Annotated in this window: 16 protein-coding genes and 1 pseudogene; 7 read left to right on the top strand and 10 right to left on the bottom strand. The window is 65.3% G+C overall.

Going from position 1 to position 18430, the window contains the following annotated elements; translation table 11 throughout:
- The first annotated feature begins 101 nt into the window (after positions 1 to 101).
- The gene (locus VGD20_RS04055; protein ID WP_331133216.1) at positions 102 to 269 is read left to right on the top strand and encodes a DUF6771 family protein; all 168 of its coding nucleotides are present in this window, start codon (positions 102 to 104) and stop codon (positions 267 to 269) included.
- Between the two features lie 108 nt (positions 270 to 377).
- Complete coding sequence (locus tag VGD20_RS04050; protein WP_331133215.1) at positions 378 to 626, top strand: hypothetical protein; 249 nt, start codon at positions 378 to 380, stop codon at positions 624 to 626.
- Positions 627 to 879: 253 nt separating this feature from the next.
- Here the strand turns inward: VGD20_RS04050 and VGD20_RS04045 are convergent, their stop codons facing one another.
- Positions 880 to 1782 carry an SDR family oxidoreductase gene (locus VGD20_RS04045; RefSeq protein ID WP_331133228.1) on the bottom strand — a complete coding sequence of 301 codons (903 nt, stop codon included), beginning with the start codon at positions 1780 to 1782 and terminating at the stop codon, positions 880 to 882.
- 80 nt (positions 1783 to 1862) lie between these two features.
- On the opposite strand from VGD20_RS04045, the gene VGD20_RS04040 reads away from it, so the two are divergent.
- Positions 1863 to 2723, top strand: a complete 861-nt coding sequence (locus VGD20_RS04040; RefSeq protein ID WP_331133214.1) for a helix-turn-helix transcriptional regulator — start codon at positions 1863 to 1865, stop codon at positions 2721 to 2723.
- A gap of 103 nt (positions 2724 to 2826) precedes the next feature.
- Here the strand turns inward: VGD20_RS04040 and VGD20_RS04035 are convergent, their stop codons facing one another.
- From VGD20_RS04035 to VGD20_RS04025, 3 genes are all read right to left on the bottom strand, one after another.
- Positions 2827 to 3204: a hypothetical protein gene (locus VGD20_RS04035; protein ID WP_331133213.1), complete on the bottom strand. Its 378-nt coding sequence runs from the start codon at positions 3202 to 3204 to the stop codon at positions 2827 to 2829.
- Between the two features lies 1 nt (position 3205).
- Positions 3206 to 4903, bottom strand: coding sequence for a hypothetical protein (locus tag VGD20_RS04030; RefSeq protein WP_331133212.1), 1698 nt, complete (start codon positions 4901 to 4903; stop codon positions 3206 to 3208).
- A 77-nt stretch (positions 4904 to 4980) separates the two neighbouring features.
- Complete coding sequence (locus VGD20_RS04025) at positions 4981 to 5373, bottom strand: RidA family protein (RefSeq protein ID WP_331133211.1); 393 nt, start codon at positions 5371 to 5373, stop codon at positions 4981 to 4983.
- Positions 5374 to 5570: 197 nt separating this feature from the next.
- Between VGD20_RS04025 and VGD20_RS04020 the strand changes: the two genes are divergently transcribed.
- Positions 5571 to 8792, top strand: a complete 3222-nt coding sequence (locus tag VGD20_RS04020) for a TonB-dependent receptor (RefSeq protein ID WP_331133210.1) — start codon at positions 5571 to 5573, stop codon at positions 8790 to 8792.
- 274 nt (positions 8793 to 9066) lie between these two features.
- Here VGD20_RS04020 and VGD20_RS04015 read toward each other — a convergent pair whose 3' ends face one another.
- The 5 genes from VGD20_RS04015 to VGD20_RS03995 all read right to left on the bottom strand — a co-directional run bounded on the left by VGD20_RS04015 (position 9067) and on the right by VGD20_RS03995 (position 14933).
- Positions 9067 to 10173 (bottom strand): dipeptidase, encoded by a 1107-nt coding sequence (locus VGD20_RS04015; protein WP_331133209.1) that lies wholly within the window; start codon positions 10171 to 10173, stop codon positions 9067 to 9069.
- Positions 10170 to 11225 carry a FecR domain-containing protein gene (locus VGD20_RS04010; RefSeq protein ID WP_331133208.1) on the bottom strand — a complete coding sequence of 352 codons (1056 nt, stop codon included), beginning with the start codon at positions 11223 to 11225 and terminating at the stop codon, positions 10170 to 10172. The genes VGD20_RS04015 and VGD20_RS04010 overlap by 4 nt, the downstream gene beginning before the upstream one ends.
- Positions 11222 to 11743: an RNA polymerase sigma factor gene (locus VGD20_RS04005; protein ID WP_331133207.1), complete on the bottom strand. Its 522-nt coding sequence runs from the start codon at positions 11741 to 11743 to the stop codon at positions 11222 to 11224. Before VGD20_RS04005 ends, VGD20_RS04010 begins: the two co-directional genes overlap by 4 nt.
- 84 nt (positions 11744 to 11827) lie before the next feature.
- On the bottom strand, positions 11828 to 13264 hold the full coding sequence (locus VGD20_RS04000; RefSeq protein ID WP_331133206.1) for a CapA family protein: 1437 nt from the start codon (positions 13262 to 13264) through the stop codon (positions 11828 to 11830).
- A gap of 10 nt (positions 13265 to 13274) precedes the next feature.
- Positions 13275 to 14933, bottom strand: a complete 1659-nt coding sequence (locus VGD20_RS03995) for a hypothetical protein (protein WP_331133205.1) — start codon at positions 14931 to 14933, stop codon at positions 13275 to 13277.
- Positions 14934 to 15147: 214 nt separating this feature from the next.
- Between VGD20_RS03995 and VGD20_RS03990 the strand changes: the two genes are divergently transcribed.
- On the top strand, positions 15148 to 16350 hold the full coding sequence (locus VGD20_RS03990; protein WP_331133204.1) for an MFS transporter: 1203 nt from the start codon (positions 15148 to 15150) through the stop codon (positions 16348 to 16350).
- A 14-nt stretch (positions 16351 to 16364) separates the two neighbouring features.
- Here the strand turns inward: VGD20_RS03990 and VGD20_RS03985 are convergent, their stop codons facing one another.
- On the bottom strand, positions 16365 to 16832 hold the full coding sequence (locus VGD20_RS03985; protein ID WP_331133203.1) for an Lrp/AsnC family transcriptional regulator: 468 nt from the start codon (positions 16830 to 16832) through the stop codon (positions 16365 to 16367).
- Positions 16833 to 16954: 122 nt separating this feature from the next.
- Between VGD20_RS03985 and VGD20_RS03980 the strand changes: the two genes are divergently transcribed.
- Together VGD20_RS03980 and VGD20_RS03975 are read left to right on the top strand one after the other, a co-directional pair.
- On the top strand, positions 16955 to 18178 hold the full coding sequence (locus VGD20_RS03980; RefSeq protein WP_331133202.1) for an amino acid aminotransferase: 1224 nt from the start codon (positions 16955 to 16957) through the stop codon (positions 18176 to 18178).
- Positions 18175 to 18430: pseudogene (locus VGD20_RS03975) on the top strand (4-hydroxyphenylpyruvate dioxygenase); the annotation flags it as partial. The gene VGD20_RS03980 and the pseudogene VGD20_RS03975, both read left to right, overlap by 4 nt.

The following is an 18430-nucleotide window of genomic DNA, read 5'->3' as shown; positions in this document are numbered from 1 at the left end:
ACGTCGGTTGCCATGAACGGTTCCTGAGCGCGGAACGCGAAGGCCCGCGGCATTCGCCGCAAAGTCGTTGCTCGAGAATGCCTCCGTGTCATGAGCGCGCGATGACGCGGGAACTGACCGACACTATTCTCCGGGTAGTCGAGCGCGCGCCGCAATGGATCAGGCGCGATCTCGATGCGAAAGACCCGGTCGCGCGCATCCGGGCCGAGGAGTCGCTCGCGGCGATGATCGCCGATGCGCTCGACCGGCAAACCGAAACGGCCGCCTGACCAGCGATCATTTCCAAGGCGCAGGCCGATGAGGTGAAGCATGGCTGATTACGAAATTGTCGCCGTCCGTCAGGCGGCGGGCAATATCCGGACACCCCCATCGATGCGGTGCAGGTCGGCACGAGCCTCTTTTTTGTTGACCAGATCATCGAATGGATCAGCGATGGAACGCATCGCTTCTGGCTGTATTTTGAGGGTGAGGAGGTCGACGTCATCGACAAACAGAATGAAGCGTCCGGGCGGCTTTATCTCACAACCGAAGGGGCAGGTTTCCCGCCGGTCGTTCTCCTCTCCTTGCCGCGTACCTGGATCGCTCAGCCTCCATTGCCTGCTTCCGGGGGGCGCAGGCTGGCCTAAGTGCGGGCCCGGTCGGGAAAGGAGGGTGATGGGAAAATATGATGCGCTCGGTGTATTCCCGCGCCGCTGGGCCGTTCGCAGCGGCGGACGGGAAATGGAACTCACCTTCACGCAGATCGAGGGCCTGATCGGCGCACCGCTGCCCAAGGCCGCGGCCATATGGCCTGGTGGTGCGATCGATCCGGCGTGCAGGTGTGTGCGTGGTGCGAAGCTGGTTTTCCAAACCGGCAAGCGGGCGATGGTCCAACGCAGATCATTGTCCGGGCTCGTTCAGGAAATCCATATCTCCCAGATCGGCGAGCAGCGTCGGGCCATCCGGGTTCCAGTTCAACTTCGCGCGCGTCCGCGTGCTCGAAGCGGGCATGTCGAGACCTGCGAACATGGCGAACCAGCCGAAATGATCGGCTGCCTCGTCGGGAGACAAGGAAATGATCGGCAGGTCGAGCCTGGAAGCGACAATCTCCGCGACCGCGCGCGCGGTAATGCCTTCTTCCGCGACGGCATGATAGCGGGCTCCAGCCTCGCTTCGGTCGAGGGCGAGTACATAGGCCCTGGCGACGTCGAGGACGTGCGCGGCCGGCCAGCGATTGAGCCCCTCTCCGACACAGGCCACCACGCCTTTCTCGCGGCAAATCGCGATATAGGGTGAGATGAGGCCCTGTTTTACGGTGTCGTGGACCTGCGGAAGCCGCATCACAGAGACGTTGACGCCGTCCGCGAGCAAGGCCTGAGCAGCAATTTCGGAAAGGGCGCGGGGATTGGGACGGTGCGGGTTGAACACATCCTCGCGGGCCGGACCGCCATCTTCGGCATCGCCCATTCCGGTGCCCGATGTGATCAGAAGCGGCCGGGCCGAGCCCTTGAGCACGGAACCCAGTGCTTCGATGACTCGCCGGTCCTTTTCGCAATTGTCCGGGAAGCGGGAGAAGTCATGGTCGAACGCGGTGTGGATCACCGCGTCGGCCGCAGCGGCGCCCGCGCGGATGCTGTCAAGGTCTTCCAGCGAGCCGAGATGCGCTTCGGCGCCTGCTGCGACAAGCGAGCCGGCGCCGGCCTCCGATCGGGTCAGGCCAAGCACCTGATGGCCCGCCGCAAGCAGTTCGGGCACGATCCGCGATCCGATGAAGCCGGTGGCCCCGGTCAGGAAAACACGCATAATTGAATCTCCGACATTGTTGAGCGGCCCGTTTGGCGCTATGTCTATTCCTGTTAAAGTAGTGACTTTATCATAGTATAATGACCAACAGCTCCACCATGTCCGGCACCGGCAATTCTCTCGGCACATTTCTGCGCGATCGCCGTATGCGGCTCGATCCGGCGACGTTCGGCTTCCCGGCCGCGCGCCGGCGCACGCCTGGGCTGCGCCGGGAGGAGGTAGCGCTGCGCGCCAATATCAGCCCGACCTGGTACACTTGGCTCGAACAGGGCCGGGGCGGGGCGCCCTCGCCGGATGTTCTCGAGCGCATCGCCAGGGGGCTGATGCTGACCGAGCCCGAACGCGAGCATCTCCATATTCTCGCCTTCGGTCATCTGCCCGGAGCGCGCTACCGCGGATCGGACGGTGTCACACCCCGGTTGCAGCGGGTACTCGATGCGATCCCGGCCAGTCCGGCCATCGTCCGGACCGCCACTTGGGATGTGGTCGCCTGGAACCGTGCCGCGACGGTCGTGCTCACCGACTATTCCGAGCTTCCTCGCCCGCAGCGCAATATTCTGCGCCTGATGTTTTCCGATTCGCGTGTGAAGGCTGCCCAGGCGGATTGGCTCAGCGTTGCACGATTTGTGGTGGGCGCGTTCAGGGCCGATGCGGCACGGGCGGGCGCTGGCGCGGAGATCGGGCAACTGGTTGAAGAACTGTCCCGAACAAGTCCGGAGTTCGATGCGTTGTGGCGCGACAATGAGGTCGTCGGTCAAGGAGAAGGCGTCAAGCGTCTCCACCATCCCGGGATCGGCCCCATCGAGCTTGAATTCTCCACCTTCGCGGTCGAAGGGAGGTCGGACCTCAACATGATGATCTACAATCCGGCAACACCCGAAGTCGCGGAGCGTATCCGCAAGCTCATTCTGGAGACACCGTCGCGCAAGCGTGGTGAATAACGCGTCTCGGACATCGTTTCGATCCTCCTTCCTTCCAGGGGCCGGATGACGTTATCTGGGGCAGCGGTGGAGAAAATGCCGAGCAGGAAGCTTCGCCCCGGGGCTATCCGCTGTTTTTGATCCCTATGCTCTCGACCTGCACCGGTCGTACCCAAATATCGTCGATGTCGGTCGATCGCGAAAGCGCTTCGACGAGCAGGCGCTCCAGCTTTCCCGACGGAGCTTTGATCCCGATCTCGAACGTCCGAATACGGCGTTGCCGCTTGGCCGAAACTGTATAGGCGACGAAGCCGAAACGGCGGACGATCTCGAGGACATCATGAAGGATCGGGCCGCCGTGACGGGCCTCGACGACGAGAGTCGCGAACGATTCGCGGGGTAACTTCAGGATGTCGGGTGTCGGAGTGGACCGGGGCGCTGCTGGCAGCGCTATTGAGGGCTCCGGCACCGACGCGCGGCCGAGCCGGCGCCGCGATGGCAACCTAGCTCGCCGCATCGTGCGGTTCGCCCTGCGGCAGCACCGCCGGGCAGTTCGCGGCCGGAGCCCGTGCCCATTGGTAGATTGCCACCGGTGTTCCGCGCGGCAGGTAGGATGTCTCGAAAATCTTGTCACCGCGCGTCACCTTGAGATGCAGTTTCATGTCGGGATGGCGCAACGTTCCCTCGGTGCTGTCACGATATTCGATGCGATCGCCGTTGCGCAGGCCCGCTTTCGCCGCCGCCGAGCCCGGCCGCAGCTTTTCGACGACCGCGAAACGTTTGAGCTGCGGGCCGCCAAAACCGAGATCGTAACGGCGAACCTTGGCCTTGACGCGGCGGAAACACGGGCCGAACGCGTCCGAGCGCGGCACCATAAGATTCTCACCGGATATCATGCCACGGTGCAACGAAACGCCTTTCGCGCCGAGTTCCTTTTCGACGAGCGCGACCCAGTCTGCCTCGGTCGGCATCTTGCCGTCGTCGCGCTGCATCGCGACCATGGCACGGATCAGGTCGTCGACCGAGCGCGTACCGCCGGAAGCGTGGCGAATCTCGCCGTTCAGAACCGCGAAATACATCGCGCCGCGGTCATAGGAGAGAACATTGTAGCGCAGGTCCTCCCAGAAGTTCGGGAGGACATCGGCGTCGGGGGCGTGGATCACCTCGCTCGTGAAATAACGTGCCGCGGTAAGATTGATGTCGTCGAGATACCGGTCTGTCGGGATCAGGCCCGCACTCCAGGGGAGGCGCGCTTGGTAATAGACTGCATTGCCCTCGGTATACCATTTGCCGAGTTCGTTCGCGGTCCAGGTATGCGTCATCTCGTGACCGAGGATCGTCTTCATCTTCTCGGCGGTGGTATCCTTGCCATAGCCCATCGCAAAAGCGTGAATCGTCGCCGTGCCGTTCGAGGGATTGAAGGGGTTCTCGCGCAGGAATATCCGGTATCGAGGCTCGGCGGGATCGGCAAAGAAACGGCTGTTGAAGCGGTAAAGCGCGGCGGACCATTGCATGGCCCCGGCGAGATCGAACTGCGGGCTGCCCGTCCAGATCGCCTTGAAACCGCTGCTGCCATCGCGCGGTTCGCTCTTGATCAGACCCGCCATGAAAAGCGTGTGGTCGAGGCGCGATATCGGACCCGCGGCCAGGGAGAAATCGCCATCGGCGTGCGTCGTGACGCCTGTCGCGCCCGCGGGCAGGGCCGTGAGATCCCAGCGCACATCGATGTCGAAATCGCCGGGAAGGCGGGGCAGCGCAAGCAGCATGCTGCCGATCCCCGACAATCCGGGCCCGTCGACATAGGGGATCGACGACAATATGCCTCCCGCCGAATTATCGATCTGGGTCCGGTAGCGCAGCGAGATGTCGCCCCCGACCGCGCGCGCCGGCTGCCAGAATTCCCACCCGTCCTTCATCACCCGCCGGGTTTCTACCGCGCCTTCGGCATCGCTCAGGCGCAGATCGGCGATCGTGATGCCCTTGGTCATGCGCGGTCCGCCCGGCTGGTGCACGATCAGGTCGCTGCCGCCCGGTGCAGACGTCCCGGACAGCCGCATCTCGACATCGAGTTCGCCCGTTCCGGCCGCGGCGTCGAGCGCGACCGGCTTGAGGCGGATCGACAGGTGCGGCGCTTCCTCGGCGCGCGCCGGAACCGCTTGGGTCGCCGCAATGGCAAGGGTAGTCAGCAGCAGATTCTTCATGATCATTCCTTCCTCGAAACGGGAGCGGGCGCGGGGCATGCGCCGTGGGGTTCGCCCGGGCTGTCCGGACGCGAGCGCTATTTCGCGTCGATCCAGGCCATCGCCTCGACTTCGACGAGTGCGCCCAGCGCGAGCCCGCTTGCGCCGAAAGCCGAGCGGGCGGGCAGGCGATCGTCGGCAAAATAGGAGCGATAAACGGCGTTGAACGCCGGCCAGAGCGTCATGTCCGCGAGCATGATCGTGCATTTGAAGACCCGGTCGAGGCCTGTCCCGGCCAAGACTGCGCTTTGCGCGAGATTGCGCATCGCCTGGTGCGCCTGTGCGTCGATATCGTCCGCGAGCTTGTCCCCGGCACCAACTCCGATCTGCCCCGAAAGATAGACGATGTCGCCGACGCGGACCGCTGCGGAGAAGGGCAGCCGGGAATCGGGATGCCTGAAATATTCGATCGCGCCGCTTCTCGTCGTCATTGCCGCCCATCCTTCGCGTTGCTGCCGGCACGAAAAACGGCCGGCTTCTCGTGGGAATATGCGCGAGATGCGAAAACCCGCGAGGCAAGGTCATGAAAATGTCATCGGCCCGTTCGGGTTTCGGGCGCCGGAACGTAGCACTCTTCGACAAGACAGGACGGGCGCGATCCGCGGCCGATGTAAAAGGGGGCATGGCCATGAGGAATCGGGGACGGGGGAATTTTGCGGCGATGCTGGCGTGCGGAGCGGCGCTCGCCTGCTTGGCTCCAGCGCCGGCGGTGGCCGAAGAAGCCGCAAGGGCGTTCGATATTCCCGCACAGGACCTCGGCAGCGCGCTGCGGCAGTTCGGCAAGGTGACCGGCCGCCAGATCATCTTCTCCGAAGAACTCGTCCGCGGCCACAGAAGCGTTGCCGTGAGGGGGCGCCATGAAGCCGACGAAGCGCTGCGTCGGCTGCTCGCAGGGAGCGGCCTGCGGATCGGGAAGACCAGCGGCGGCATGTATGTACTCGAGGGGCGAGGCGGTGCCGCAGCGCCGGACGTCGCCGGCGAGACGCTCGTGGCGGACCCGGACATCGTGGTTACCGGCTCGCGGATCCGCAAGGCCGGGACGGGCACCTCGGCTCCGCTCACTGCGCTGGGCGCCGAGGAGCTCAGCGATCGCGGCTATGTCCAGGTTGGCGAGCTCCTCAACGATGTCACGTCGAACGTCCCGACCTTCCCGATCAACCCGACCAAGGGTTATCCCGCCGGGTCCGGACAGACCTACCCCAATCTCTTCAATCTCGGGGCGGGACGGACGCTGACGCTCGTCAACGGTCGCCGCATGGTCGCCTCGGCGTCGGGTCTTGGCGACCGCGTCGTCGATACCAACGTCATCCCGGCCGGATTGATCAAGCGCGTCGAGATCATCCAGGGCGGCGGTGCCGCCGTCTACGGTTCGGATGCAATCGCGGGGGTGGTCAACTATATCCTGAAGGATGATTTCGAGGGCATCGAGCTCGATCTCCAGAACTCGATCAGTACGCGCGGCGATGACTGGCGGCCCTATGGGCGGTTGACCGCCGGCAGCAACTTTGCGGGCGGACGCGGTAACATCGCGGTCAATCTCGAATATTCGAAGACCGATCCGCTGCTCGATTACGACCGCCCCTGGACCGACCTCTCGCCGACGCTCGTTACCAATCCCGACGACACCGGCCCGGCCGACGGCGAGCCGACGCAAATCTATATCACCCATCCGACCTATCGCTTCTATAACCGCAACGGCGTTCTCTATCGTCCGAGCGGTGCCCCGCCTTTCTTCGCGGGTTTCCTCACGCAAAATGGCCAGTCGTTCCAGTTCAGCCCCGACGGAAAGCGGGTGATCCCCTACGACCAGGGCATCTACTATGGCGGCTCGGCGAGTGCGATCGGCGGCGACGGTCACGACTGGCGCGAATCCTCGACCATGGCCTCGGGGGTCGAGCGATATACCGCGAGCGCCAATGGTCATTTCGATATCAGCGACAATGTGCGGTTGATCGGCGAGTTCGTCTACGGGCACCAGAAGGGCACCGACCCGTACGGCACGCAGGCGATCTTCCGAACCATGTTCAACGGCTATGACGGCGGCGGCGGACTGATCCGTTTCGACCGGACCAATCCCTATCTGACGCCGGAGGCGATCGATGTCCTCGACACGATCAGCCCCGACTTCGCGGCGGGCAACCAGATATTCCTGTCGCGCTTCATGGACATATTGCCGTCGCGCAATCGCGGCAGCGAGCGCGACAGCTGGCGCGCGCTCGTCGGGCTCGAAGGCGAATTCGCCGCGGGCGACCGCTCCTTCTACTGGAGCCTCACCGGCAGCCGCGGCGAAACCTCGGGTTTTGTTGAAGTGTGGGCACCGCACGCGAAGCATCTCAACAATGCGCTCGATACGGTGCTGAGCGGCGGGCAGATCATGTGCCGGATCAATGCCGACGCCGATCCGGCGAACGACGATCCCGCCTGCGCTCCGATCAACCCGTTCGGCGATGTTAAGGCTTCTCCCGAGGCGGTCGCCTATGCGACGGTCCTGTCGGGCTCACGGTTCAAGAATGTCCAGGATGATTATCTCGCGACCTTCGGGGGCGACCTCCTCAAGCTGCCGGCCGGACTCGCCAAGTTCAGCATCGCCTACGAGCATCGCCGCGAGTTCGCGCGCTATACCCCCTATGAAGCCGACCAGCTCGGGCTTCCCTATAATTGTTGCGCAACGCTGCCCTCGAAGGCCTCCTACAACACAGACGAATTCTCCGCCGAGCTGCTGCTCCCGCTCGTCGGCGGAGATTTCACCCTGCCGGGCATCAGATCCTTGACCGCGGACGGCTCGTTCCGCTTCGTCGACAATTCGATCGCGGGCAAGGAAAAGGTCTGGGGTGCCGGCTTGCGCTGGGACACCGGCTTCGGCCTGACCTTCCGCGGCTCGCGCAGCCGCAACTTCCGCGCCCCGACGCTCGACCAGATATTCGCACCGCAAAGCGTCTCGAACGGACCGATCGGACGCGACCCGTGCGATGTCGACAGCATCGATCTCGGACCGAACCCGGCAGTGCGCCGCGCGAACTGCGAAGCGCTCTTCGCCGCCAATCCGGGATACGGTCCGCTCGGCAGCTTCCAGGATCCGGCCGAGAACACGTCGCTGACGCAGATCACGACGGGCGGCAACCTCAACCTCAAGAACGAGATTTCCGATACCTGGACCTACGGCGTCGTCGTTGAGCCCGATTTCATTCCCGGACTCAGCTTCACCGCCGACCGGATCGAAGTGCGGCTGAAAGACGGGCTGACCGCCTTCAGTCCCGCCAACTTCCTCGCGGTCTGTTTCGATTCGACCGACTTCCCTGCCGATGCCTGCTCGAACTTTGCGCGTAACGACCAAGGCTATGTCGTCACTGCCAACCAGACGACCTTCAACGCCGCCGTGGTCAAATATCATGGCGAAATCTACAATCTGAACTATCGTCTGCCGCTCGAGCGGCTCTTCGCGAAAGACTGGGGAACCCTCGAATTCAATGTCGAGGCGACCCACACCACGCTCGCCCTGTCCAACGCCACGGGTTTCAGCGAAGCGCGGACCGAAGGCACCGTGACCGATCCCGACTGGCGCGGTCGCTTCGACCTTCGCTACACCAAGGGGCCGTTCCGCTTCTTCTACCAGCTCTATTATCTGCCGAAGGTGAAGAACACCGCGACCTCGACTGTCGAAAACGATCCCACGCCCTGGATTGCGGCGAATTATCGTCATTCGATATCGGTCCAGTACGAACTCGACCGCATGACGCTGCGCGCGGGCGTGAACAATCTGACCGACGAAGGCCCGTCCTTCCCGACCCGCGCCTATGGCGATATCTATGGACGGCAGTTCTACATCGGCGCGAAGATGCGTTTCCGTTAGGGCGCGCGCGGTCCGGAGTTGCGCGTCGGCGGGGCCGGACCTTGATATTTTCGGAAAGCCAGCGACGGGGCGGCGCGAGCCGTCCCGTTTTCCGTGTCCGCCGCCGCATGGCGGCGTTCGCCGGCACGCGCGCCCGGAACGAATGTAAATGGCAAGGGCAAATCGCGGAGCCTGCAGGCGCCCGGGACGATCGGGCTTCAGGTGCCGGCGGTCGGGGGCGAGCGCAGATGTTCTTATCCGAAGTCGATCGCGCGCCGGCCGCCCGCCCGGACGATCAGCCGCTCCAGACGCGCCGGGCAAATGCGAGGAAGTTGAGGCCGAGGATTTTCTCGATCCGCTGCTGCGAATGCCCGCGCGCGCGGAGCTTGTCGGCCAGGATATGAAACTGGTCGGGGCCCGTCATGTCGATCGCGAACAAATAGCTGTCGGGTCGCTCGCCCGGAGCCGATATTCCCGCGGCGCGGCGGCGCTCGATGTCGGCGGCGAAGGCTTTCGCCCACCGCTCCATGTCGTCGATCGCGCTCGTCGGCCCATCGGTGCCGATTCCGACGCAGTCCTCGCCGCAGATATCGATCGCGTGCTCGATGTGCGCGATGACGTCGGCCCCGGTGATCTGGCGCTCGCGAGCGAGAAACGGCATGAAATAGATGCCGACATAGCCACCCTTTTCGGCAACGAGCCGAAGCTCTTCGTCGGACTTGTTGCGCGGGTAGTCGACGAGGGCGCGGCATCCCGTGTGCGTCAGCGCGATCGGCGCGGTGGAAGCTCGCGCCGCATCGATGCAGGTTCGCTCGCCGCTGTGCGACAGGTCGACGATGACATGCCGCGCATTGAGCCGCTCGACCACCTCGTGCCCGAAACGGGAGAGCGGCGTACCCGCCGGGGCAAGCGAACCGCCGCCGAGCCCGTTCCCGATATTGTAGGTGAGCTGAAGGACGCGCACCCCGAGGTCGGCGAACAGATCGACGCGGCTGGCGTCGTCGCCCAGCATCGTGGCGTTCTGGAAGCCGAAGATGACGCCGATCCGTCCCGTCGCATGCGCCCGTTCGATGTCCGCGGCCGTCAGGATTTTCATGAGCGACCCCGGCCGCGCCCGAATCGCCGCATCCCAGCGGGCGATATCGCGCACGGTAATCTCGAAGGGATCGCCGCCGCCCGACACATGACCCAGCGTCAGGTTCAGCGCGCTTGTGCCCGACGCCAGTGCATCGCGGACGACCCGATCGCTTACGAGTTCGGGCGCTGGGGCTCCCATGAAATTGGGGTCGGAGAGCTCGCCCAGCGAATTGACGATGAGCGGGCGCCGCGCGGCACCGTCTTGCGCTGCTGCATGCGCTGCGGGAAGGGCCGCAAGGGCGGCGAGGAGCGTGCGACGGTTCATTCCTTATCTCCAGGGGCGGTCAGGATGATCGCGTCCTTGCCGGGGCGCGACGCGATGCCGAGCGTGGCTGCGAGACCCTCGGTCAGATTCGCGGTGTCGCCTGCGCGGAATACTCCCGAGACGCGCATCAGCCCGACGCGCGCGTCCCCGAGCCGAAGCGGCGTTTCGGCGTAGCGGTTGGTCCGCTCCACCACGACGGTCAGCGGTTCGTTCTCGAACACGAGTTGTCCCGCTTCCCAGTCGGCGGACGGCAAAGGGTTGGCAGGCTCGCGGATCGCCATGGTCGGGGCACCGGCCGCTGCGGTGGCCGAAGGAGCGATTACAAGCTCCTCGCCGGGATCGAGCATGACATAGCCCGCACCCGCGGAGCCCTTCTTGTCGAACATGCCCGGTGCGGCGCGCGGGCGGGCATCGCCATCGAGCACCGCGACGTGCCCTTCGTAGAGAATGACGCGGGTCTCCCTGCCGATCAGTTCGACGCTGAACTCGGTGCCCGTCGCGACGACGAGCTTGCCGCGCGCCGAAACCGAGAAGGGACGCAGCGGATTCTTCGCGACCTTGAAGCTGGCGCGCCCCTCCTGCAGCCAGAACTGTCTTCCGTCACGCGTATATCGGACCTTCACGCGCGTCCCGGCATCGAGCGACAGCTTGGAACCGTCGTCGAGCACGACGATCTGGCGTTCGCCGCGTCCTGTCGAGTAGAAGGTGGGTTGCTGCGCGTACCAGACCGATATGCCGGCAAAGACGAGGCAGAGGCACGCCGCGACGAGCATCCAGACCGGGGGGCGCTGGATCGCCATGCCGGGCGTCCGCGCGTGCATGCGCCGCGCCGTCGCGAGCGCTTCCTCGCGCAGCGTCATCATCGGCGCGCTTGCAGCGTAGCGGTCGACCGCCTCCCAGGCGCCGACGATCGACGCAAGCCGGTCGACATTCGCGGGATCGCTGTCGAGCCAGCGCTGGAAGTCCTCGCGCTCGGCGGGAGAAAGCGCGTCGTCGCCGAGCTTGATCGCCCAGATCGCCGCCGCTTCGTCATGCGCGTCGTGGGGAGTCATGCGTCCGCTCCTCCTTGCGCCAGCGTATCGCGCAGCATGAGGCTCGCGCGCATCACATGCTGTTCGACGGTGCGGATCGACAGGCCGAGCAGGTCGGCGATTTCGCGTTGTTTCATTTTTTCCAGCCGGAAGAGCATGAAGATGGTACGCGTCCGCTCGGGCATCGCCCGGATCGCCCCGGCGACGGTCGCGAGCGATTGACGCGACTGCATGACGCGCTCGGGATCGAGTTCGTCCATCCAGTTGCCGCGTACTGCCAGCGTTTCGGTTTCGTAGGCGTTGCGGACCCGCGATCGCCGCCAATGGTCGCGCAGGACATTGGCGGCGATCTGGAAGACATAGGCATCGGGGCGCGAGGCATCGATGCTCGCTGCACGCTCGGAAATGCGCAGGATCACGTCCTGGGTCAGGTCTTCGGCTTCCTGGAAATTGTGGATACGCCGCAGGAAGAAGGACATGAGGGCAGGCCGGAAGCGCTTGTTGAGCGCCTCGGCCTGCTTCTGCGTCTCAGCGTGCATCGTATGGGCCGCCAGGTAGCAAGGGATCGGTCATCGGGGCATCGTACATCGAAATGTCATACGCATGGCTCGCTCATTCCCGCATCACTCGATATCGATTATGCCTGTCTCGCCCTCGATCCGGACGCGGGTGCCGAGATCGGCCGACCATTTCCTGAGATTTTCGAGGATGCGGCGCGCGGTTTCCGGATCGGCCAGATGGGGAATGCCGCGCCGGCTGCGATCGCGCGTATTGCCGACGTCGAGCGGATAGACGCGCACCCGCCGGGCGCGGCCGTCGCGATAGTCGACCTCGGCGAGCATGCTGTCGTACCAGCTCGCGGGATTGCCACCGGGGCGAACCGACTCGGGTTCGGGGACGGGCGGCGGCGCCCGGCCCGTGGCAGGGTCGGGAAAGACGCGGAAAGCGGCTTCCTGGGTCGCCTTGATCTCGCCGCGGATGAAGAAAACACCGATGCCGTGGAAGATCGGACGCCCCTTGTATATCTCGATGCCGCGTAGCGAATGCGGACCACCGCCGACGACGACGTCCGCGCCCGCGTCGACGACGTCGTGAAAGAGGGTCTTCAGGAAATTGGGCGGGGCCGGTGTGTCGTCGTCGAGGCCCGTGGGGCTCTCGTGGGCGTGGATGGTGAAGATGGTAAGGTCCGAGGCCGCCTTCGCTGCGCGGACCGACTTCAGCAGGTCGGCATGATCGAAGAGATCCATCTCATAGATGACGGGATCGCCCGAACCGGCGCGGTAGATTTCCTTGCCGAACTCGATCTCCTTCGCCGTCGCGGCGGGTGCGGGCTCGCGCGGCGAGGCGCGATCGCTCGCGAGCTTGCGGATGGCGGCGAACTGGGAAGGCGAAACGATGTTCACCTTGCGGAGGCGCAGCGTGCTGATCCCCGCGCGCGCGTTAAGGCCGCCGAAGGCGTCGTTGGCGCGCGCATTTTCCTTCACCGTCGACGCCGTGGCGACCATCGCGATCCGGCCGTTCGGCGTGTCGACGAAGCCCGCTCGGCGCGCCTCGGCGAGACTACGTCCGCCGCCCGCGTGCCCGATGCCCGCCGCATCGAGCAACCGCATGGACTGGAGCAGGCCTTCGGAGCCGAAATCGGTCGAGTGATTGTTCGCGACCGAGACGAGATCGAGACCCATCGCCTTCATGTCGTTCGCGAGCCTTCCCTCGCCCCAGAGCTGGCCGAGGCCGTAGCCGGTGCCGTCAAAAGTTTCGAGATCGATGAAGACCCCTTCCTGGTTGCTGACGGCGAAATCGGCGTCGCGGACCTTGGTGATCACCTCCTGGAGCTTCGGGTCGGCGGAATGCGCCATCGGGTGCGAGTAGAGCATGTCGCCGATCGCGACGAGGGTGAAGTCGCCCTTGATCGACGGCGGCTTGGGCGGCTCGGCGAGAAAATCGTCGGGGTTCTTCGAAGGGCCGGCGGGTGCTTGCGCGCAAAGCGGTGCGGCGGCGAGCAGGGCCGCGATCACGGTACCGGCCAGCGGCGTGCGCCGAAGGGAGTTAGAGATGTTCATCGGATAATCCTCACCAGGAGTGGCACATGGTCTCGGGAACCGCCGGATCGCGTTCCCATTGATATGCCTCGACGGCTTCGCCGCGTGGCAGATAGGTGATCGGGAAGCTCCTGCCGCTGCGCGTCACCTCGACGGTGAACGGCCGGCTGGCGTCGCCCTGGAGCGCGTCGAGCGCGATGCCGTAGCTGATCCGGTCCCCCTCGCGCACGCCGGCCTTCTCGGCCTCCGAGCCCGGCTTGAGGCCGCGGACGACCTTGTCCGACCCGATGAGCGAGGCGAAGTCGAAGCCGACGTCGAAGCGCCGGATCATCTTCGTCGTTCGGCGGAAGCAGGGGCCGAAATCGTCCGACCGGGGTATCACCAGCTCGCCGGCCAGCATGGCCTTGTGGAGCGCGACCGCGGGCTCACCCGCTGCGCCGCGGAGCATGTCGAGCCACAGGGCTTCAGTGATCGGCTCATTGTCCCTCGCGCGGCGCACGAGCGCGAGAACGAGGTCGTCGACCGACCGCTGACCGCCCGATGCCCGCCGGATCATGCCGTTGAGCGCCGCGAAATACATGGCGCCACGATCATAGGGCAGCACGCGAACGCGCGTGTCTTCCCAGAAGCGGCGCACGGCCTCCTCCTCGGGCGTCGTGCGCAGGAGATTGGTATAATAGCGGCTCGCGGTCTCGTTGACATCGGCGAGATATTCGTCGGCGCTGAGCAGCCCCGCCCGCCAGGGTAGCAGTGCCTGGTAGTAGACGGCATTGCCTTCGTCATACCATTTGCCGAGGCCGTTGGCGGTCCAGGTGTGCGTCATCTCGTGACCGAGAATATTCCTGAGACTTCCGCCGGTGACCCCCTTGCCGTAGGTGATGAGGAAGGAATTGTACAAGGCGGCGCCGCCCCCGGCGTTCATCGGGTTGTAGCGCATGAAAACGCGGTAGGGCGGGGCAGTCTCGTCGCCGAAGAAGCGGCTCATCCAGCCATGCAATGTCGCGGTCCAGCGCATCACCGGGCGCGGATCGAAACCCGGGTCGTCGGCCCACACCGACGAGAAGCCGCCAATGTCGCCCTTCGCGGGTTCGCGCCACACCGGCCCGACCATATAGACGGCGCGGCCGAGCCGGTCGGCCGGGCCTGCGGGAAGGGTGATATCGCCGTCGCCGAAGCTCGTGACCGCCTCGGCCCCGCGGGGCATATGCTGGAGGTGCCAGCGCACCCTTATCTCGACCGCTCCGGCGAGCGCGGGCTCGGCGAAAAGCACGCTTCCGATGCCCGAAAAGGCCCTTCCGTCGATCCGCACCGCCGTCGGCGGCCCGCCCTGCAGCATCGCGATATTTTCGAGATGAAGCGTGTAGCGAAGCTTCACCGGACCGCTGACGGCCCGCCCGGCGAGCCATTCGCTTCGCATGCCCGGCTTCTGCTGGAGGGGGATCGCGCCGGCGCTATCGGTCGCCCCGAGATCGCTCACCCGGTGCATGCGCGCCTGGCCGGGCATGCCGAGCCCGAGTTCGGCGATCTTGCCGCCCACGGGCAGGTCGACCGCCGGAATCGACATCTCGACTGCGAGCGTCCCGGTGCCCGTCGCCGGATCGATCGCACTCGGCGTCGCGTCGATGTCGAGCACCGGCGCAGCCTTTGCCGTCGCTGCGGCCAGCAGCGCAGCCAAAGGCAGACTCGCCATATACATTCGTCTCAAATCGTCTCTCCCCTCGGCAACCGCATTCCTTGGCTTCTACGTTCAGCGGAGAATTTCCCGCATCTCCTGCGGGTTGGGCGGTGCCGTGCGTAGACCGGTTGAGGGTTTGCGGACGACGCCCCTTTCTTCGTCGTTCGCAGTCCGGACGGCCGCGCGACCGGCCAGGATCGGGGTGTCGGCACCCGTGCAGGAGCGTGAAATGAAATTGTCGGGTAGCCAGCGGACATTCCTGCTATGCTTTTTTGCCGCAGCGCTCGAAGGCGCGGACATCGTCTCGATGGGGCTTGCCGCGCCGATGGTCGCCGAAGAGATGGGATTCTCGGCGGGGCCGATCTCCTACATTCTGAGCGCCGCGATCGTCGGCTTGATGGCGGGAGCCGCGATCGGCGGCCGGTCGGGCGACCGATGGGGACGCAAGCGCGTGCTCGTCCTGTCCTTCACCTGGCTCGGCATCTTCTCGCTTGCCACGATGCTTGCCTATGACGCGACGAGTTTCATTCTCGTGCGCCTCTTCTGCGGCCTGGGCATCGGCGCCGCCTTTCCCAATCTCATCGCGATCGCGGCCGAAGCGGCGCCCGCCGCGCGCCGTTCGACCGCGGTCGGGTTGATGTTCAGCGGAACGCCGGTTGGAGGAACGCTTCTCGCCCTGTTCGTCGCGTCGCAGACGATCATGGACTGGCGTGCCATCTTCCTGATCGGCGGCGCGCTGCCGATTCTGCTCGTCCCGCTGCTTTACGTGTTTCTTCCCGAGTCCGAGGAGTTTCACGCGGCGCGGTCCGCGGGCGACGCCGCGGGGGCGACCGATGGCGCGCGCGCGGCGCTGTTCGGCGGCGGGCGGCTCGCGGCCACGCTGCTGCTCTGGATCAGCTATGCCTTCACGCAAGTGATCGTCTATCTGCTGAACAACTGGCTTCCGACGCTGATGGTGGCGAAGGGATTTACCCCGCAGGAGGCCGGTCTTATCTCCGCTTTCGAAAATGCGGCAGCGGCGGCCGGATGCATCGTCCTCACCGCGCTCTCTGACCGGGGCTATCTCAGGTGGACGATTTTTGTCACCTATGTCGCGATCGCGGTTTCGCTGTGGGCGCTGGGTGTCATCGACGGTCTCGCCGCGACCATCGCCGCGGGGATCGTCGTCGGCTTCTTCGCGATCGGGGGCCAGACGATCCTCTACGGCCTCGCGCCCTCGATCTATCCGACACTGTCGCGCTCGACCGGCGTGGGCGCGGCGGTGGCGGTCGGGCGCATGGGCGCGATCGCGGGTCCGCTGCTCGCGGGCCATCTTCTGGCGACCGGTCTCGCGCCGGCACGCGTGCTGCTCGCCGCGACCCCCTGCGTCGTGCTCGCCGGCGCCAGCGCGCTATGGCTCGCGCGGCCGGGCCGGGGCCGGGCGAGCCGATGACCGGCGTGGCGCGATCAGATCGGCAACTGGGTCCGGTATTTCGTCTGCGAGAGCGCGAAATGCGACGACGCGGTCGCGACGCAGCGATGCGCGAGCAGGGTGCGCATCAGGAAGCGCTCGTAATCGGCGACGTCGGCCGCGACCACCCTCACGAGATAATCCCAGTCCCCCGACATCGAATAGCAGTCCATGATCTCGGGTCGATCGAGGACGAATGCCTCGAAATCGGCAGTGCTCTCGGCGGCATGATCCTTGAGCCGGACGTTGCAGAGCACGTTGACACCGCAGTTCACCTTCGATGCGTCGAGGAGGCGCACCGCCGGTCCCAGGACGCCCGCAGCTTCCAGCGCTTTCACGCGGCGCCAGCACGAGGGTCCCGAACTTCCGACGCGTTCGCCGAGTTCGGCATGGCTGAGCAAAGCGTCGCCCTGGAGCTCCTGCAGGATTCGCCGGTCGATTGCGTCGATTTGAATATCTTTCACATCCGCCTCACTGGTGAAACGTATAATTCACAATATGCAGTAATCACTCGAAGATTGAAATGATTTTTTGCGCTCCGATGAAATATCTGGACGTGCCAAAAGCAATTTCGACGAGGACTTTCATGACAACCCTAACGACCGCGGACCGCACCGCCGTCCCGCCCGACGCGTCCGCCTTCGCCGCGCTTTCGCCCGAGGCTCCGGATGCACTTCTCGCGCTGATAGGGATGCACGCGCGCGACGAACGTCCCGGCAAGCTCGATCTCGGTGTCGGTGTCTATCGCGACGCCGAGGGGCACACGCCAATTTTCTCGGCGGTCAAGACCGCGGAACATCTGCTCGCGGCAAACCAGCGGAGCAAGTCCTATCTCGGACCTGAAGGCGACGCACGCTTTACCGCGCTGCTTGCCGAATTGCTCTTCGGAGAGCCATCGGGTGAGGCGTTCGTCGGTCTCCAGACCCCCGGTGGTACGGGCGCATTGCGGCTGGGGGCCGAGCTTCTGGCGCGCGGGGCGCCGGGGCGGCGAATCTGGATCGGTGATCCCACCTGGGCCAATCACGTGCCGGTGCTGAAGGCCGCCGGTCTGACACCGGCTCCCCACCGCTTCTTCGATCGCGCGCGATCGGATCTCGATTTCGAGGCGATGATGCACGATCTCGCCGCGGCGAAAGCGGGCGATGTGCTTCTTCTCCACGGATGCTGTCATAATCCCACCGGCATCTCGTTCAGCCACGCGCAGTGGGTCCGGATCGCCGACCATTGCGCCAATACCGGCGTTCTCCCGTTCATCGACCTTGCCTATCATGGCCTCGGCAGCGGGCTGGACGCGGACGCGGAGGGGCTGCGGACACTCGCCGGCCGTGTTCCCGAAGCGCTTGTCGCCTACAGTTGCGACAAGAATTTCGGCCTTTACCGCGAACGCGTCGGCGCGCTGTGGGTGCAGGCGGCCTCGCCGGCGATGGCGGACACGGTGCGCTCCAATCTTTACGCGCTCGCGCGCGTCAACTGGTCGATGCCCCCCGACCATGGCGCTGCCGCGGTCCGGCTGATCCTCGAGGACCCCGCGCTTCGGGGCGAATGGCAGCGCGAACTGACGGCGATGCGTCAGCGGATCGCGGCGATACGGAGGCTGCTCGGCGCGGAGCATCCGCTGCTCGCGCCGATCGCCTGCCAGCAGGGAATGTTCGCGATGCTGCCGATCGACGGCGAAGCCGTGCGCGACCTGCGCGTGAAACACGGCATCTACATGGCCGGCAACGGCCGCATCAATCTCGCCGGTCTCGACGAAGCCGTGATCGGCCCGTTCGTGGCCGCCCTCATGCCTCATCTGGGAGACCGACAATGATTGCCGACAATCCAATGGGTCTCGACGGTTTCGCCTTCTGCGAATTCACCTCGCCCGACCCCGTGCCGATGGCGAAGCAGCTCATTGCGCTCGGCTTTACCGCCGCCGCCCGGCGGCAAGGCGGAACGCTGTTTCGCCAGGGCCGCGCCGCGTTCGTGATCAACTCGCTCGAGGCGGGACCGGCGGCCGAGTTTCGCCGCCTCCACGGCGCTTCGGCCTGCGGCATGGGTTTCCGGGTCGCCGACGCCGCCG

The organism is Sphingopyxis sp. (assembly GCF_036402335.1).
In the GTDB taxonomy this organism is placed as follows: Bacteria; Pseudomonadota; Alphaproteobacteria; order Sphingomonadales; family Sphingomonadaceae; genus Sphingopyxis.
Note: the sequence above shows the minus strand (reverse complement) of the source record. Positions and strands in the feature narration are given on the sequence as shown.

Excerpts from the sequence above, each read along its gene's own strand:
- VGD20_RS04000 (WP_331133206.1), bottom strand. The coding sequence starts at position 13,264 with ATGAACATCTCTAACTCCCTTCGGCGCACGCCGCTGGCCGGTACCGTG.
- VGD20_RS03990 (WP_331133204.1), top strand. The coding sequence starts at position 15,148 with ATGAAATTGTCGGGTAGCCAGCGGACATTCCTGCTATGCTTTTTTGCC.
- VGD20_RS04030 (WP_331133212.1), bottom strand. The coding sequence starts at position 4,903 with ATGAAGAATCTGCTGCTGACTACCCTTGCCATTGCGGCGACCCAAGCG.
- VGD20_RS03980 (WP_331133202.1), top strand. The coding sequence starts at position 16,955 with ATGACAACCCTAACGACCGCGGACCGCACCGCCGTCCCGCCCGACGCG.
- VGD20_RS04055 (WP_331133216.1), top strand. The coding sequence starts at position 102 with ATGACGCGGGAACTGACCGACACTATTCTCCGGGTAGTCGAGCGCGCG.
- VGD20_RS04020 (WP_331133210.1), top strand. The coding sequence starts at position 5,571 with ATGAGGAATCGGGGACGGGGGAATTTTGCGGCGATGCTGGCGTGCGGA.
- VGD20_RS04015 (WP_331133209.1), bottom strand. The coding sequence starts at position 10,173 with ATGAACCGTCGCACGCTCCTCGCCGCCCTTGCGGCCCTTCCCGCAGCG.
- VGD20_RS03995 (WP_331133205.1), bottom strand. The coding sequence starts at position 14,933 with ATGGCGAGTCTGCCTTTGGCTGCGCTGCTGGCCGCAGCGACGGCAAAG.
- VGD20_RS04040 (WP_331133214.1), top strand. The coding sequence starts at position 1,863 with ATGACCAACAGCTCCACCATGTCCGGCACCGGCAATTCTCTCGGCACA.
- VGD20_RS04010 (WP_331133208.1), bottom strand. The coding sequence starts at position 11,225 with ATGACTCCCCACGACGCGCATGACGAAGCGGCGGCGATCTGGGCGATC.
- VGD20_RS04045 (WP_331133228.1), bottom strand. The coding sequence starts at position 1,782 with ATGCGTGTTTTCCTGACCGGGGCCACCGGCTTCATCGGATCGCGGATC.
- VGD20_RS04005 (WP_331133207.1), bottom strand. The coding sequence starts at position 11,743 with ATGCACGCTGAGACGCAGAAGCAGGCCGAGGCGCTCAACAAGCGCTTC.
- VGD20_RS04025 (WP_331133211.1), bottom strand. The coding sequence starts at position 5,373 with ATGACGACGAGAAGCGGCGCGATCGAATATTTCAGGCATCCCGATTCC.